The following is a 15,747-nucleotide window of genomic DNA, read 5'->3' on the forward strand; positions in this document are numbered from 1 at the left end:
TTCGGGGCCGGTCCCGTTTTGTCCGTGGTCAAATGCTCGCGGCTGCGCTAAAAGCGCTCTATGCAATCATCAACGCGCATCAGAGTGGCGGCAGTTGCAGCTCTGCTGGGACTGGTCGCCGTCTTCGCGGGACCTGGAAGCGCACAGGCCGAGTCGGCCGAGCCCGACGCCACGACGGTCGGTGATCTCACCGGCTTCTCCGCCGACGGGCCCGTCTACCACCTCGAAGCCGGCGCCGCCGAGGCCCGCGTCAGCTTCGTCTCCGCCGAGACCTTCCGCATCGAACTGGCTCCGGACGGTACGTTCTCCGACCCGACCGGCGACGACATAGTCCTGCCGCAGGGCGCCCCGCCGCACACCCGGTGGAGGGAGAGGAGCGACCGCTACGAACTCTCCACCGGCAGCATCACGCTGCGCGCCTACAAGGCGCCGCTGCGCTTCGAACTCCGGCGGGCCGACGGCAGCCTCGTCTGGTCCGAGGTGACGGGGCTGAGCTGGGACGGGAAGCGGACCACCCAGACCCTGGCCCGCGGCGCCGACGAGCAGTTCTACGGCGCCGGGATGCAGAACGGCCGCGGCAACACCTCGCACCGCGGCCAGACCGTCGAGGTCGGCGTCGACTACAACTGGGACGACGGAGGCCACCCCAACTCCGTGCCGTTCTACCTCTCCTCGGCCGGATACGGCGTCTTCCGCAACACGTACGCACCCAACACCTACGCGTTCACCGACCCGGTGACCACCAGCGCGCAGGAACAGCGCTTCGACGCCTACTACTTCGCCGGCGGCGATGCCAAGGACGTCATCGGCCAGTACACGAAGCTCACCGGCAAGCCCTTCCTGCCGCCCGTGTACGGAATGGAGATCGGCGACGCCGACTGCTATCTGCACAACGCCAACCGCGGCGAGCGCCGCACCCTGGACGCTCTGAAGGTCGCCGACGGTTACGTCGAGCACGACATGCCGAACGGCTGGATGCTCGTCAACGACGGCTACGGCTGCGGTTACGAGGACCTCGCCGAGACCTCCAAGGGCCTCCAGGACCGCGGCATGCAGCTCGGGCTGTGGACCGAGGACGGCATCGACAAGATCGCCGACCAGGTCAGGGCCGGTCAGCGGGTCGCCAAGCTCGATGTCGCCTGGGTCGGCTCGGGCTACAAGTTCGCTCTCGACGGCTGCAAGGACGCGTACAAGGGCATCGAGGACAACAGCGACGCCCGCGGCTTCACCTATGCCCCCGAGAGCTGGTCGGGCGCACAGCGCTGCGGCGTCCAGTGGTCCGGTGACCAGTACGGGACCTGGGACTACATCCGCTGGCAGATCCCGACCTACGCGGGCGCCACGATGTCCGGCCTCGCCTACACCACCGGCGACGTGGACGGCATCTTCGGCGGCAGCGCCAAGACGTACACCCGTGACCTGCAGTGGAAGATGTTCCTCGGCACCACGATGACCATGGACGGCTGGGCGCCCAGCGACAAGCAGCCCTACCGGTACGGCGAGCCGTACACCACCATCAACCGCGACTACCTCAAGCTCAAGGAGTCGCTGCTGCCGTACCAGTACTCGTACGCACACGAGGCGACCAAGACCGGCGTCGGCATGGTCCGCCCGCTCGTCCTCGAATACCCGGACGACCCCAAGGCGGCGACGGACGCGGCGAAGTACGAGTTCCTGTCCGGCGAGGACTTCCTCGTCGCACCCGTCTACCAGGACAGCACCCGGCGCGACGGGATCTATCTGCCGAAGGGCACCTGGATCGACTACTGGAGCGGCCGGACGTACGAGGGGCCGACCACCGTCGACCACTACAGTGCCCCGCTGGACACCCTGCCGCTCTTCGTGAAGGCCGGCGCCAGTGTGCCGATGTGGCCGGGCATCCGCTCGTACCAGGACCGCACGAGCGACTCCGCGCTGGCCTGGGACATCTACCCGCAGGGCAGGTCCTCCTTCACGCTGTACGACGACGACGGCGTCACCCGCCGGCACCGCGACGGCAAGTACGCCACCCAGCGGGCGGACGTCGGTGCACCCGTCCGGGGCGCGGGCGACATCACCGTGGACATCGGTGAGAGCAAGGGGGACTTCACCGGCAAGCAGCGCAGGCGGCCGTACGAGTTCAGCGTGCACACCGGGTCGGCGCCGCGCGCCGTCGAGCTGAACGGCACACTGCCCCGGCTGGGCTCCGCGGCCGCGTACAGGACCGCGAAGCAGGGCTGGTGGTACGACCAGGACGACCGCGGTGGTGTGGTGAAGATCAAGACCACGCCGCTGAGCACGGACCGGGAGTTCAGCCTGAAGCTGGAGGACACCAGCGCCGTCGGCGGCAAGAAGGCGTCCGCCACGGCCGTCGTCTCCGCACCGGACGGGCAGGAGGTCGGAGCGGGAGTCGAAGTCACCGTGGCCGTCGATGTGACGGCGGGCAGCGCTGATGTGACGGGCGCCGCGGTCACCCTGGACGTCCCCGAGGGCTGGCAGGTCACCCCGGCGAGGACCGTGGACCGGATCCCTGCGGGCACCACCTGGCGGGTCGAGCTGGCGGTCACTCCGGCGAAGGACGCCGTGGCCGGGGAGGCCCGGATCACCGCGGTCGCCCGCTACCGGGCGGCGGGTGAAGCCCGCACCACGGTCCAGCGGTTCGCGGCCGGGGTGATGCCTCAGCCCCCGACCGCCGACACGTGGGCGAACGACATGGTCTGGCTGAAGTCGGCCAACGGCTACGGGCCGGCCGAGCGCGACCGCAGCAACGGAGAGTCGGGCGCGGCCGACGGGCACACCCTCACCCTCGCCGGGAAGACGTACGAGAAGGGGGTCGGCTCCCACGCCGACTCGGACATCGAGGTCTATCTCGGTGGGCGCTGCACCACGTTCACGGCCGACGCGGGGATCGACGACGAGATCAACGGCTACGGCGAAGTGGCGTTCTCCGTCGAGGCGGACGGCAAGGTGCTGTGGACGTCGCCGAAGGTGACCGGGGCGTCGGCGACCGTGCCGGTCGAGGTGGACGTCGCCGGTGCGCGCCATGTGCACCTGAAGGTCACCGACACCAACGGTTCCAAGACCGGTGACCACGGGGACTGGGCCGCGGCGCGGTTCAGCTGTTCCTGACAGCGGAGCGCCGGGCGGGTCTGACCCGCCCGGCGCTCGAACGGCCGTGACAGACGGCCGGGCCGTTCCTCAGTCCTCCGATGAATCTGATGAATCCTCGGGACCGGGACCGGTGTCGTCGTCGGAGGACTGGTCCTGAGCGGACTCGCCCGTGGCCCCCGGCGGCGGCCCCGGCTTGGGCGGCTTCGGCGGCCTGGTCCGGCCGCTCGACGTGTCGCGCAGATACGAGGCGTCGCCGCTCTCCGTCGCATGCCCGCCAGGCGCCTGGCCGGGCGCGCCGTCCCGGCGCCGCAGATACCGCTCGAACTCCCGGGCGATGGCCTCGCCCGATGCCTCGGGAAGCTCCGCGGTGTCCCTGGCTTCCTCCAGCGTCTGCACATACTCGGCCACTTCGCTGTCCTCGGCGGCCAGTTGGTCGACCCCGACCTGCCAGGCCCGCGCGTCCTCGGGCAGCTCGCCCAAGGGGATGCGCAGCCCGATCAGGTCCTCCAGCCGGTTCAGCAGCGCCATGGTCGCCTTCGGGTTGGGCGGTTGCGACACATAGTGCGGCACCGCCGCCCACAGGCTCACCGCGGGCACACCGGCATGCGTGCAGGCCTCCTGGAGGATGCCGACGATGCCCGTCGGGCCCTCGTACCGGGTCTCCTCCAGGTCCATGGTCCGCGCCAGATCCGGGTCGGAGGTGACTCCGCTGACCGGCACGGGGCGGGTGTGCGGGGTGTCGCCGAGCAGCGCGCCCAGGACCACCACCATCTCCACGCCCAGCTCATGGGCGAAGCCCAGGAGCTCGTTGCAGAACGAGCGCCAGCGCATCGACGGCTCGATGCCGCGGACCAGGACGAGATCGCGGGGCTTGTCCCCGCCGACGCGGACCACGGAGAGCCGGGTGGTGGGCCAGGTGATCTTGCGTACCCCGCCGTCCAGCCAGACCGTCGGCCGGTTGACCTGGAAGTCGTAGTAGTCCTCGGCGTCGAGCGCCGCGAACACCTCGCCCTTCCACTCCCGGTCCAGGTGCGCGACCGCTGTGGAAGCGGCGTCACCTGCGTCGTTCCATCCCTCGAACGCGGCCACCATGACCGGGTCGATCAGCTCGGGAACCCCCTCGAGCTCGATCACCCAGGCCTCCTTCCGAAGTTCCCTTGCGTACGCACCAACCTTACGGCTTCCGGCCTCGCTCGCCGCAGCCCCTGCGCACGGCCGGGTGAATCTGCCCCCACGGGGTGCGTCACGAGTCCAACCAGGGCATCAGTCTCCGAATTCATCCGAGCTGTGCCCCGGGGATTTCGTCTCAACTCTGGACGTTGGGGCTGTCGCACCGCTATACATCGGATGACCGGAACAGAGGTCCGATGTTATTCCCCTGGGGGCGCACATGAGTCAGACCGTCACGGACTTCGAGGTCCACGACATCCGCTTTCCGACCTCGGAGCAACTGGACGGCTCGGACGCCATGAACCCCGATCCCGACTACTCCGCCGCCTATGTCGTCCTGCGTAGCGATACCCCGCACGGTTCGGACGAAGCAGGAACCGCCGTCGAGGGCCATGGTTTCTGCTTCACCATCGGACGTGGCAACGAGGTCATGGCAGCGGCCATCGAAGCGCTGCGCCCGTACATGATCGGGCGCCCGGCGCCCCGTACCGCGGCCGATCTCGGCGCGCTGTACCGCGAGCTCACCCATGACTCGCAACTGCGCTGGCTCGGCCCCGAGAAGGGCGTGATGCACATGGCGGCCGGCGCGGTCGTCAACGCCGCCTGGGACCTGGCCGCCAAGCAGGCGGGCAGACCCGTCTGGCAGTTCCTCTCCGAAATGACGCCGCAGGAGCTCGTCTCCCTCGTCGACTTCCGCTACCTCACCGACGTCCTCACCCCCGACGAGGCCCTCGAAATCCTGCAAGCCGCCGAACCGGGCCGCACCGAGCGTGCCGAACGGCTGCGCGCCGAGGGCTACCCCGCGTACACCACCTCGCCCGGCTGGCTCGGCTACTCCGACGACAAGCTGGTCCGACTGGCGAAAGAGGCCGTCGCCGACGGCTTCACCCAGATCAAGCTGAAGGTCGGCGGAGACCTCGGCGACGACGTCCGCAGACTCGCCCTGGCCCGGGAAGCCGTCGGACCGGACATCAGGATTGCCGTCGACGCCAACCAGCGGTGGGACGTCCCCGACGCGGTGGAGTGGATGACCGCGCTCGCGCCGTACGACCCGCACTGGATCGAGGAACCGACCAGTCCCGACGACATCCTCGGCCACGCCGCCGTCCGGGCCGGCCAGCCGGTCAAGGTCGCCACCGGCGAACACGTCGCCAACCGCGTCGTGTTCAAGCAGCTGCTCCAGGCCGGCGCCGTCGACTTCGTCCAGATCGACGCCGCGCGCGTGGCGGGCGTCAACGAGAACCTGGCGATCCTGCTGCTCGCCGCCAAATTCGGCGTACCGGTCTGCCCGCACGCGGGCGGCGTCGGCCTGTGCGAGCTGGTGCAGCACCTGTCGATGTTCGACTACGTGGCCGTCTCCGGCAGCTGGGAGAACCGCGTGATCGAGTACGTCGACCACCTCCACGAACACTTCGCCGACCCCGCCGTGATCGAAGGGGGGCGCTATGTCACCCCGTGTTCCCCGGGCTTCTCCGCCCGTATGCTCCCCGCGTCGATCACCGCACACCGCTATCCGGAGGGCCCCGTATGGCAGGCCCGCCGCACGCCTGAGGAGGCCAACCGATGACCGGTACAAGGGACTTCGACGGGATGTCCGCCCTGGTGACGGGCGGCGCCTCCGGCATCGGGGCCGCCGTCGCGACCCTGCTGCTGGAGCGCGGCGCGAACGTCGCCGTACTCGACCGGGAGACCGCCGGCGCCCCCGCGGGCACACTCGCCCTCAAGGCGGACGTCACCGACGACGACGCCGTACGCGACGCGGTCGACCGGGCCGCCGCCGAACTGGGGGGTCTGCACACCCTGGTCTCCAACGCGGGCATCGGGTCCATCGGCACCGTCGAGGACAACGACGACGACGAGTGGACCCGCGTCCTGGACATCAACGTCCTCGGCATGGTCCGCACCGCCCGGCACGCCCTGCCGCATCTGCGGCGTGCGGCCGCCGACCGCCCCGGCGCCGTCTCCATCACCCAGACCTGCTCCATCGCGGCGACCGCCGGGCTGCCGCAGCGCGCCCTGTACAGCGCCAGCAAGGGCGCGGTCCTGTCGCTGACTCTCGCCATGGCCGCCGACCATGTCCGCGAAGGAGTCCGCGTCAACTGTGTCAACCCCGGCACCGCGGACACCCCGTGGATCGGCCGGCTTCTCGGTCAGGCCGACGACCCGGCAGCCGAACGCGCGGCCCTGAGCGCCCGCCAGCCGCTGGGACGGCTGGTGTCGGCCGACGAGGTGGCCGCCGCGATCGTCTATCTGGCGAGCCCCGCCGCCGCCTCCGTCACCGGCACGGCACTCGCCGTCGACGGCGGCATGCAGGGCCTGCGGCTGCGGCCCGCCGCCGACTGACCCCGCTCCACCAGCCCTTGAGCCGCACCATCCACCAGTCTTTGCCCACCGAGCATCGAGCCAGTACTCCACGAAGGACGGGACACCAATGAGAGTGCGTACGACGAGTGCGGCAGCCTGCGCCGTGCTGCTGGCCGTTACTGCCCTCGCGGGCTGCAACCGCGAGTCCACCGACGACGGCGCCGGCGCCGGGAAGGTCGGCATCGACCTGCCGCGCAGCGACAGCGACTTCTGGAACTCCTACCAGAGCTACATCGAGAAGGGCGTCAAGGCGGGCGAGGTCAAGGCGCTGCCGCTGACCAACTCCCAGAACGACATAGGCAAGCTCGTCGCCAACGTCCAGACCTTCACCGACCAGGGGGCCAAGGCCGTGGTCATGGCCCCGCAGGACACCGGCGCCATCGCCGAATCACTGAACACGCTGAACGACAAGAAGATCCCGGTCGTCAGCGTCGACACCCGCCCCGACAAGGGCAACGTCTACATGGTGGTGCGCGCCGACAACAAGGCGTACGGCACCAACGCCTGCAAGTACCTCGGCGAGCAGCTGAAGGGCAAGGGCAAGGTCGTCGAGTTCCAGGGCGACCTGTCCTCGATCAACGGCCGCGACCGGTCCGAGGCGTTCAAGACCTGCATGGACAAGGACTACCCGGGCATCAAGGTCTTCGAGCTGGCCACCGACTGGAAGGGCGACGTGGCGTCCGCCAAACTCCAGTCGACGCTCGCCGCGCACCCCGACATCAACGGCATCTACATGCAGGCCGGCGGTGTCTTCCTGCAGCCCACGCTCGCGCTCCTGGAGCAGAAGAAGCTGCTGAAGCCGGCCGGTACGGCGGGCCACATCACGATCATCTCGAACGACGGCATCCCCGAGGAGTTCGACGCCATCAGGGCGGGCAAGATCGACGCCACGATCTCCCAGCCCGCCGACCTGTACGCGAAGTATGCCCTGTACTACGCCAAGGCGGCCCTGGACGGCAAGACCTTCAAGGAAGGCCCGACCGACCACGACTCGAACATCATCAAGATTCCCAATGGTTTCGAGGATCAGCTTCCCGCGCCCCTGGTGACCAAGGACAACGTGGACGACCCGAAACTGTGGGCCAATCAGCTAGAGAAGAAGAGCTAGCCGTGACTCCTCCCTCTCGTTGCCGAGAGGGCTTCCCTCCCGACGAAGAGCCGGGACGCGGCCAAGCCCTGACCGCCGCCCGAGGGCAGGTCATCGACGTTACTACAGCGCCTCGCTGAGAAGGGTTCTGATGGAAAAGGCACCACCTGCCGTACAGGCGGAAGGCGTCGTCAAACGCTTCGGGCCCACCGTGGCGCTCGACGGTGTGCAGCTCACTGTGCAGCCCGGCGAGTCCCATGCCCTCGTCGGCCGTAACGGCGCGGGCAAGTCCACCCTGGTCGGCGTCCTGACCGGACTGCACAAGGCGGACGCCGGGACGGTCCGGTTCGGCGGGGAGCCGGCGCCCGCCTTCGGGGACACGACGGCCTGGCAGTCCAGGATCGCCTGCGTCTACCAGAAGTCCATGGTCGTCCCCGATCTGACCGTCGCCGAGAACCTCTTTCTCGGCCGGCTGGACGACGAGTCGCGCTGGATCAGCTGGGGGAGGCTCCGCAGGCGCGCGGAGGAGCTCCTCGCCGAGTACGGGGTACAGGTCGACCCCCGCACCCGGGCCGGGGATCTCGCCGTGGAACAGCGGCAGTTCGTCGAGATCGCCCGGGCGCTGTCCTTCGGCGCCCGGCTGATCGTCCTCGACGAGCCCACCGCCCAGCTCGACGCCCGCGGCATCGGCCGGCTCTTCGACAAGCTCCGGGATCTGCAGAGCCAGGGAGTGGCGTTCCTGTTCATCTCCCACCATCTGCAGGAGGTGTACGAACTGTGCACCGCGGTCACCGTCTACCGCGACGCCCGCCATGTCCTGACCGCCCCGGTCGCCGAACTCGCCAAGACCGAACTGGTTGCGGCGATGACCGGCGAGCAGGGCAGCGGGTCCGCCGGCTGGCACGCAGGCGGTCCGTCGGCGGCGGTACGGGACGAGTCGGCGGAGCCCGTACTGCGTACCGAAGGACTTGCTCTGGAGGGCCAGTTCGAGCCGCTGGACCTTCAGGTCCGCCCCGGCGAGGTGCTCGGCCTCGCCGGATCCGCGGCCAGCGGCAATACCGCGCTCGGCGAGACGCTCGCCGGGATGCGCAAGGCCACCGGCGGCACGGTCTGCGTGCACGGGAGGACCGTGCGGTCCGGCAGCGTGCCGCACGCGCTCGACGCCGGCATCGGCTACATCCCCGAGGACCGGCACGACCAGGGTCTCGTCCTCGGGCGCAGCGTCGCCGAGAACGCCACGCTCACGGTCACCGACCAGCTCGGGCCGTGGGGGACCGTACTGCCCTCTCGGACAAGGGAGTTCGCACGGTCGGTGATCGAGTCGCTGGACATCAAGACACAGGGCCCGGAACAGCCCGTCGCCGGGCTCTCGGGCGGTAATCAGCAGAAGGTGGTGGTCGCCCGCGCACTGGCCCGCAAGCCGAGCGTGCTGGTCGCGGTCCGGCCCACCGCGGGTGTGGACGTCAAGTCCAAGGACTCGCTGCTCGGAGTCGTCCGGCGGGTCGCCGACGAGGGCAATGCCGCAGTCGTCGTCTCGGACGAGCTGGATGATCTGCGGGTCTGTGACCGGGTGCTCGCCCTGTTCCACGGGCGCGTGGTCGGGGCGTTCGCAAGCGGGTGGACCGACGGGGAACTCGTCGCCGCCATGGAAGGTGTGGGGGAAAGGGAATGACCGGCACGATACGGCCGCCGGCGGCCGACGACATCAACGGAGGGCCGAAGGGCGGGCTCGGCGAGGACAGCCCGCTGAGCCGGCTCAGGCTGATCCGGTGGAGCGACTTCTCCCTGGTACCGGTGATTCTGGTGCTGATGGTGATCGGGTTCATCGTCTCGCCGGTGTTCCTCACCTCCGACAACCTGATCAGCGTCGTCCAGCAGTCGTCCGAACTCAGCCTGCTGGTCCTCGGTCAGGCACTCATCCTCATCTGCGGACGGATGGACCTGTCGCTGGAGTCGACGATCGGCATCGCGCCGGTCGTCGCGATGTGGCTGGTCCTGCCCACCGAGGGCGGCCGCTTCGCCGGCCTCGGACTGCTGCCCAGCTGGTCGGCGATCCCGCTGTGTCTGCTGGTGGGGCTCGCGATCGGTGCGATCAACGGCTTCCTGATGCTGAAACTGCGGGTCAACGGCTTCATCGCCACGCTCGGCATGCTCACCATGCTGCGCGGCCTGCACATCGGCATCACCGAGGGCAAGTCCATCACCGACGTCCCGGAGTCGTTCCGCTACCTCGGCAAGAGCGAGTGGCTCGGCGCACCGGCCGCGGTCTGGATCTGCCTGGTGCTCTTCGCGATCGGCGGCGCGGCGCTGGCCTGGCTTCGCCACGGACGCTCGTTGTACGCGATCGGCGGCAACCCGGAGGCGGCGCGGGCCGCGGGCATCCGGGTCGACCGGGTCACGTGGATCGTGCTCGCCATCGGCGGCCTGCTGGCGGCCTTCGCGGGGATCCTGTACACCGGCCACTACGGGGCGGTCGCCGCGACGCAGGGCAACGGCTGGATCTTCCAGGTGTTCGCCGCGGCGGTCATCGGCGGCATCAGCCTCAAGGGCGGGCGGGGCACGCTGTTCGGTGCGCTGACCGGTGTACTGACGCTGCAGCTGGTGGTCAATGTGATGACCCTGGGCGGCGTCCCGGCGCTGTGGAACCAGTTCCTCAACGGCGCGATCATCATCGTCGCCCTGGTCATCTCGCGCTTCGCGAGTGGTGAGAAGCAGGACTGAACCGTACGCCCTCGAACGCCGGCGAGGCTGAAAAGTTCAGCCTCGCCGGCGTTCGAGGCGCGGGGTCCGGGCGAAGCCCCCGCGCGGCGCAGCGGCATGCGGCCCAGCCGGGGGGAGCGGGCAGGGGAACAAGCCCGCCGCAGCCGTTACAGCGTCGACCGCAGCCACTGCTCCACGCTCGCCACATGCACCGTCGCCCACGCCCGCGCAGCCTCCGTGTCCCGGTCCCGCAGCGCCGACAGGATGGCCCGGTGCTCGTGCAGCGTGCGGCTGACCGCGTCCTCCTGCGTCAGGCCGCGCCAGACGCGGGCCCGCGTCGTCGGCCCGGAGAGCCCGTCGAGCAGGGAACAGAGCACCGAGTTCCCGGACGACTGCACGATGCCGCGGTGGAACTCCAGGTCGCAGGCGACCAGCTCCTCCACCGAAGGCTGCGCGCCGAGTGCGTCCAACTGGGAGCTCAGTGCGTCCAGTTGGGCCTCGGTGATCCGGGTCGCGGCCATGGCCGTCGCGGCCGGCTCCAGGATCCGGCGGACTGCCAGGAACTCCAGCACCGTGTCGTCGCGGTGGAAGTCCACGACGAAGCTCAGCGCCTCCAGCAGCAGCTGCGGGTCGAGGCTGGTGACGTACGTACCGTCGCCCTGCCGGACATCGAGAATGCGGATCAGGGACAGGGCGCGGACCGCCTCGCGCAGCGAGTTGCGGGACAGCCCGAGTTCCGCCGCGAGTTCGCTCTCCTTGGGCAGACGGTCGCCGGGCCGTAGCGCACCCGAGACGATCATTCCCTTGATCTTCTCGATCGCCTCGTCGGTGACAGCCATGACGGTCCTCCTGGATTCGGACGGGATCAGACCCCGGAACAAGACATCCGATGTCTCCCTTCATTATGGGGGTCGAACCAGGCGGATGAACCGGGTCTGCCGCAGCTGGTGACCGATCGCTCAGTCCCAGAGCGCCGACGGCGCCTCGCGCCGTACCACCGGGGCGATCTCCTCGGTGAACCGCTCCAGCGTCTCCTTCTGCTCCTGGTGGCTCAGCCCGAAGCCGTCCACGGAGACCGACTGCAGGTCGTGTCCGTACACCTCGTGCCAGCCGAGGATCTTGTCGATGATCTGCTGCGGGCTGCCGATCAGCTGGGGCCCGTCCGCAATGGCCTCCTCGATCGTCCGGAACGGCGTGTTGTACCCCGCCTTCCCCTCCAGGTGGGGCCGGAAGGACTGCCGCACCTTCGCCTCGTGCAGCTCCCTGTAGCGCGCCACCGCCTGCTGCGAACCATCCGCGATCAGCAGCCCGCCCGACCCCGCCGCCACATGCGCCTCCGCCGGATCGTGCCCGTACGCCGCGAACCGTTCCCGGTAGTGGTCGATCAGCCGGGCGTACGCGGCCCGCGGCTGGACGGCGTTGGCGGTGAACAGCGGATCGCCGTGGAAGGCGGCCAGTTCGGGGGAGTTGAGACTGGTCGCCGAGCCGTGCCAGACGCGCGGCAGCCCGGCGTACGGACGCGGCACCGTCGTCACACCCTTCAGGGCCGGCCGGAACTCGCCCTCCCAGTCCACGCCCTCCTCCGTCCACAGCCTGCGCAGCAGCTCGTACTTCTCCTTCTGGAGGTCCCACTGCCGCGCCTCGTCGAGCCCGAAGAGGTCGAAGTGCCCGGCTTCCGCGCCCTTCCCGACGACCAGCTCGATGCGGCCACGGGAGATCTGGTCGAGCGTCGCGAAGTCCTCGGCCACCCGCACCGGATCGAGGATCGCGACGACCGTGACGCCGGTCAGCAGCCGGATGGTCCGGGTTCGGGCGGCCAGCGCACCGAGCACCACGCTCGGGCTCGACGAGAGGAACGGGCCGGCGTGCCGCTCACCGATCGAGTACGCGTCGAAGCCGAGCCGCTCCGCCACCACGCCGGTCTCGATCGCCTCCGCGATCCGGTCGGCGGCGGACGGGAGTCCGCCGGTCAGCGGGTGAGGGGCATGACCGATGAGGGAGAGCACCGAGAACTTCATGTCCTCCACTGTCCCCGCGTCACATTGCGCGCGTATGGCAGCGGTGTGGCACGTTCACCGGCCGCTCCAGGTCAGCGGGCGTGCGGGCACCGGGGTACGCGGACGGGGGCGGCTCCCCCCGTGGAAGCCGCCCCCGTCCGCGTACGGCAGCCCGTCTCAGCCCTTGTCGGCCAGCAGGCCCTCGACCCTGGTCCGGATCGCGTCCGTGGCCAGGCCGCGGATCGTCAGCGTCGTCCGGCGGCGCAGCACGTCGTCGGCCGTCTCCGCCCACTCGTGGTCGCGCGCGTACGCGACCTGAGCCCAGATCTCCGGCGCGTCCGGGTGGATGCGCTCGGCCAGCGCCGGGTTCTCGTTCGCCAGCCGCGCGATGTCGAAGGAGAGCGAGCCGTAGTGGGTGGCGAGGTGCCGCGCGGTGTCGGCGGACATCCGCGGTCCGGGCGTTCCGCCGTCGATCAGCAGCCGGTGCGCCACCGCGTTGGGGTTGGCGATACCGGGCAGCGGGAGCTTCTTCGGCAGATGGGCCATCGGTTCCATGTCCTCGGCCAGCGGGTGCCCGGGGAGCGCGGCCAGCTTGTTCATCACCGTACGGCCGATGTGGCGGAACGTCGTCCACTTGCCGCCCGCGACCGCCAGCATCCCGCCGCGGCCCTCCGTCACGACCGTCTCGCGCTTGGCCTTGGAGGTGTCGCCGGGACCGCCCGGCAGCACCCGCAGACCTGCGAAGGAGTACGTGATCAGATCGCGCGACAGTTGCTGGTCCTTGATCGAGAATGCCGCCTCGTCCAGGATCTGCGCGGTGTCCCTCTCGGTGACCGCGACGTCCGCCGGATCGCCCTCGTACTCCTCGTCCGTCGTACCGAGCAGCAGCATGTCCTCCCAGGGCAGGGCGAACGTGATGCGGTACTTGTCGATCGGGGTGGCCAGCGCGGCCTTCCAGGGGCGGGTGCGCTTCAGGACGAGGTGCGCGCCCTTGGACAGACGTATCGAAGGCGCCGCGTTCGGGTCCTCCATCTTCCGCAGGTGGTCGACCCACGGTCCGGTGGCGTTCAGCACGAGCCGGGCGGTGACGCCGAATTCCGTGCCGTCCGTACGGTCCTCCAGGTCGGCGCCCGTCACCCGGCCCTTGGTGAACCGCAGCCCGGTCACCGCGGCGTGGTTGAGGACGACCGCGCCCGCGTCGACGGCCGCACGGACCGTCATCAGCGCCATCCGGGCGTCGTTCATCTGGTCGTCGCCGTAGACCGCGACGGCCTTCAGATTGTCGGTGCGCAGCTCCGGGACATCGCGCCGCGCCTTCGCCGGGCTGATCACATGGCCGACGCCGTCACCGAACCCGGACAGCGCCGAGTAGGCGAACACACCCGCGCCCAGCTTGGCGGCGCCGTGCGGCCCGCCCTTGTAGACCGGCAGGTAGAAGGTGAGCGGGTTGGCCAGGTGCGGGGCCACCTGACGGGACACCGCGCGTCGCTCGAAGTGGTTCTCCGCGACCAGCTTCACCGCGCCGGTCTGCAGGTAGCGCAGGCCGCCGTGGAGCAGCTTGGAGGAGGCGGAGGAGGTGGCGCCGGCGAAGTCGCCGGCGTCCACCAGAGCCACCCGCAGCCCGGACTGTGCGGCGTGCCAGGCCGTGGAGATGCCCAGGATGCCGCCACCGATCACCAGGAGGTCGTACGTCGCCTTGGAGAGCTGCTCCCGAGTCTCGGCGCGGCTCGGAAGTGAGCCGGAGGCCGGGTGCGTCCCGAGTGCGGGGACGCTCTGCAGGGTGGTCATGTCGATTACTCCTCGGCAGTGTTGTCGTCGAGCCAGCCCATGGAACGTTCCACGGCCTTGAGCCAGCTCTTGTACTCGCGTGCGCGGGTGTCCGCGTCCATGCGGGGCGTCCACTCGGCGGCCCGGCGCCAGTTGGCGCGCAGTGCGTCGGTGTCCGGCCAGAAACCGACGGCGAGACCGGCGGCGTAGGCGGCGCCGAGGCAGGTCGTCTCGGCGACCATGGGCCGCACCACGGGTGCGTCCAGGAAGTCGGCGAGCGTCTGCATCAGCAAGTTGTTGGAGGTCATGCCGCCGTCGACCTTGAGGGCCGTCAGCTCGACGCCCGAGTCCTTGGTCATGGCGTCGGTGATCTCGCGGGTCTGCCAGGCGGTCGCCTCCAGGACGGCACGGGCGATGTGCGCCTTGGTGACGTACCTGGTCAGGCCGGCGATGACACCGCGGGCGTCCGAGCGCCAGTACGGGGCGAAGAGGCCGGAGAAGGCGGGCACGAAGTACGCGCCGCCGTTGTCCTCGACCGACGAGGCCAGGGTCTCGATCTCGGCCGCGGACTTGATCAGGCCCATCTGGTCGCGCATCCACTGCACCAGCGAGCCGGTGACGGCGATGGAGCCTTCCAGGGCGTAGACCGGCTTCTGGTCACCGATCCGGTAGCCGACAGTCGTCAGGAGTCCGTTGTACGAGTTGACGGGAGTCTCGCCGGTGTTCATCAGCATGAAGGTGCCGGTGCCGTACGTGGACTTGGCCTCGCCCTCGGAGAAACAGGTCTGGCCGAAGAGGGCCGCCTGCTGGTCACCGAGCGCCGACGCGACCGGGACACCGGCCAGGACGCCGTCCTTTGCGGCCCCGTACACCTCGGCGGAGGACCGGATCTCGGGCAGCACCGCGGGGGGGATCTCCATCGACTGGAGGATCCGCTCGTCCCACTTCATATCGTGCAGGTTCATCAGGAGCGTGCGCGAGGCGTTGGTGACGTCGGTGACGTGCACGCCGCCGTCGGTGCCACCGGTCAGGTTCCAGATGACCCAGGAGTCCATGGTGCCGAAGAGGATGTCGCCGCGCTCGGCGCGCTCGCGCAGGCCCTCGACGTTGTCGAGCAGCCAGCGGACCTTGGGGCCGGCGAAGTACGAGGCGAGCGGCAGCCCGGTCTCGCGGCGGAAACGGTCCTGGCCGACGTTGCGGCCGAGCTCCTTGCAGAGTGCGTCGGTGCGGGTGTCCTGCCAGACGATGGCGTTGTGGACGGGCTCACCGGTGTTCTTGTCCCAGAGGAGCGTGGTCTCGCGCTGGTTGGTGATGCCGATCGCCTTGACGTCGGCGGCGGTGATCCCCGCCTTGACGACGGCGCCGGCGACGACTTCCTGGACGTTCTCCCAGATCTCGGTCGCGTTGTGCTCGACCCAGCCCGGCTTCGGGAAGATCTGCTCGTGCTCCTTCTGGTCGACGGAGACGATCCGGCCGTCCGTGTCGAAGATGATGCAGCGGCTCGACGTGGTGCCCTGGTCGATGGCCGCGATGAACGGTCCGGTGGTGTGTGCGTCGGTCACGGTGTGCTCC

At 69.7% G+C, this 15,747-nt stretch carries 11 protein-coding genes; 6 read left to right on the forward strand and 5 right to left on the reverse strand.

Going from position 1 to position 15,747, the window contains the following annotated elements:
* The first annotated feature begins 60 nt into the window (after nucleotides 1-60).
* Nucleotides 61-3,108 (forward strand): NPCBM/NEW2 domain-containing protein, encoded by a 3,048-nt coding sequence (locus ABZV38_RS03525; RefSeq protein ID WP_356324106.1) that lies wholly within the window; start codon nucleotides 61-63, stop codon nucleotides 3,106-3,108.
* Nucleotides 3,109-3,177: 69 nt separating this feature from the next.
* Here the strand turns inward: ABZV38_RS03525 and ABZV38_RS03530 are convergent, their stop codons facing one another.
* Nucleotides 3,178-4,224 carry a PAC2 family protein gene (locus ABZV38_RS03530; RefSeq protein WP_356324108.1) on the reverse strand — a complete coding sequence of 349 codons (1,047 nt, stop codon included), beginning with the start codon at nucleotides 4,222-4,224 and terminating at the stop codon, nucleotides 3,178-3,180.
* A gap of 256 nt (nucleotides 4,225-4,480) precedes the next feature.
* Here ABZV38_RS03530 and ABZV38_RS03535 point away from each other — a divergent pair, with 256 nt between their 5' ends.
* The 5 genes from ABZV38_RS03535 to ABZV38_RS03555 all read left to right on the forward strand — a co-directional run bounded on the left by ABZV38_RS03535 (nucleotide 4,481) and on the right by ABZV38_RS03555 (nucleotide 10,432).
* Nucleotides 4,481-5,827 carry an L-fuconate dehydratase gene (locus ABZV38_RS03535; protein WP_356324110.1) on the forward strand — a complete coding sequence of 449 codons (1,347 nt, stop codon included), beginning with the start codon at nucleotides 4,481-4,483 and terminating at the stop codon, nucleotides 5,825-5,827.
* Nucleotides 5,824-6,603 (forward strand): SDR family oxidoreductase, encoded by a 780-nt coding sequence (locus ABZV38_RS03540; RefSeq protein WP_356324112.1) that lies wholly within the window; start codon nucleotides 5,824-5,826, stop codon nucleotides 6,601-6,603. Before ABZV38_RS03535 ends, ABZV38_RS03540 begins: the two co-directional genes overlap by 4 nt.
* 88 nt (nucleotides 6,604-6,691) lie before the next feature.
* Complete coding sequence (locus tag ABZV38_RS03545; RefSeq protein WP_356324114.1) at nucleotides 6,692-7,732, forward strand: sugar ABC transporter substrate-binding protein; 1,041 nt, start codon at nucleotides 6,692-6,694, stop codon at nucleotides 7,730-7,732.
* Between the two features lie 130 nt (nucleotides 7,733-7,862).
* Nucleotides 7,863-9,383: a sugar ABC transporter ATP-binding protein gene (locus tag ABZV38_RS03550; RefSeq protein WP_356324116.1), complete on the forward strand. Its 1,521-nt coding sequence runs from the start codon at nucleotides 7,863-7,865 to the stop codon at nucleotides 9,381-9,383.
* Nucleotides 9,380-10,432 (forward strand): ABC transporter permease, encoded by a 1,053-nt coding sequence (locus ABZV38_RS03555; RefSeq protein WP_356324118.1) that lies wholly within the window; start codon nucleotides 9,380-9,382, stop codon nucleotides 10,430-10,432. Before ABZV38_RS03550 ends, ABZV38_RS03555 begins: the two co-directional genes overlap by 4 nt.
* Nucleotides 10,433-10,578: 146 nt before the next feature.
* Here ABZV38_RS03555 and ABZV38_RS03560 read toward each other — a convergent pair whose 3' ends face one another.
* The 4 genes from ABZV38_RS03560 to glpK all read right to left on the reverse strand — a co-directional run bounded on the left by ABZV38_RS03560 (nucleotide 10,579) and on the right by glpK (nucleotide 15,737).
* Nucleotides 10,579-11,250 carry a FadR/GntR family transcriptional regulator gene (locus ABZV38_RS03560; RefSeq protein ID WP_356324120.1) on the reverse strand — a complete coding sequence of 224 codons (672 nt, stop codon included), beginning with the start codon at nucleotides 11,248-11,250 and terminating at the stop codon, nucleotides 10,579-10,581.
* A gap of 120 nt (nucleotides 11,251-11,370) precedes the next feature.
* Nucleotides 11,371-12,429 (reverse strand): LLM class flavin-dependent oxidoreductase, encoded by a 1,059-nt coding sequence (locus ABZV38_RS03565; protein ID WP_356324122.1) that lies wholly within the window; start codon nucleotides 12,427-12,429, stop codon nucleotides 11,371-11,373.
* Nucleotides 12,430-12,585: 156 nt separating this feature from the next.
* Nucleotides 12,586-14,196, reverse strand: coding sequence for a glycerol-3-phosphate dehydrogenase/oxidase (locus ABZV38_RS03570; protein ID WP_356324124.1), 1,611 nt, complete (start codon nucleotides 14,194-14,196; stop codon nucleotides 12,586-12,588).
* Nucleotides 14,197-14,201: 5 nt separating this feature from the next.
* Entirely contained in the window at nucleotides 14,202-15,737 is a 1,536-nt protein-coding gene (glpK, locus tag ABZV38_RS03575; RefSeq protein WP_356324126.1) for a glycerol kinase GlpK, read from the reverse strand.
* Nucleotides 15,738-15,747: the final 10 nt, after the last annotated feature.

This window comes from Streptomyces sp. NPDC005181 (assembly GCF_040608395.1).
Lineage (GTDB): Bacteria > Actinomycetota > Actinomycetes > Streptomycetales > Streptomycetaceae > Streptomyces.

What these genes read in the sequence shown, in the direction of transcription:
- ABZV38_RS03550 (WP_356324116.1), top strand. Translation starts at nt 7,863, where the DNA reads ATGGAAAAGGCACCACCTGCCGTACAGGCGGAAGGCGTCGTCAAACGC.
- ABZV38_RS03535 (WP_356324110.1), top strand. Translation starts at nt 4,481, where the DNA reads ATGAGTCAGACCGTCACGGACTTCGAGGTCCACGACATCCGCTTTCCG.
- ABZV38_RS03545 (WP_356324114.1), top strand. Translation starts at nt 6,692, where the DNA reads ATGAGAGTGCGTACGACGAGTGCGGCAGCCTGCGCCGTGCTGCTGGCC.
- ABZV38_RS03525 (WP_356324106.1), top strand. Translation starts at nt 61, where the DNA reads ATGCAATCATCAACGCGCATCAGAGTGGCGGCAGTTGCAGCTCTGCTG.
- ABZV38_RS03565 (WP_356324122.1), bottom strand. Translation starts at nt 12,429, where the DNA reads ATGAAGTTCTCGGTGCTCTCCCTCATCGGTCATGCCCCTCACCCGCTG.
- ABZV38_RS03555 (WP_356324118.1), top strand. Translation starts at nt 9,380, where the DNA reads ATGACCGGCACGATACGGCCGCCGGCGGCCGACGACATCAACGGAGGG.
- ABZV38_RS03570 (WP_356324124.1), bottom strand. Translation starts at nt 14,196, where the DNA reads ATGACCACCCTGCAGAGCGTCCCCGCACTCGGGACGCACCCGGCCTCC.
- ABZV38_RS03540 (WP_356324112.1), top strand. Translation starts at nt 5,824, where the DNA reads ATGACCGGTACAAGGGACTTCGACGGGATGTCCGCCCTGGTGACGGGC.
- ABZV38_RS03560 (WP_356324120.1), bottom strand. Translation starts at nt 11,250, where the DNA reads ATGGCTGTCACCGACGAGGCGATCGAGAAGATCAAGGGAATGATCGTC.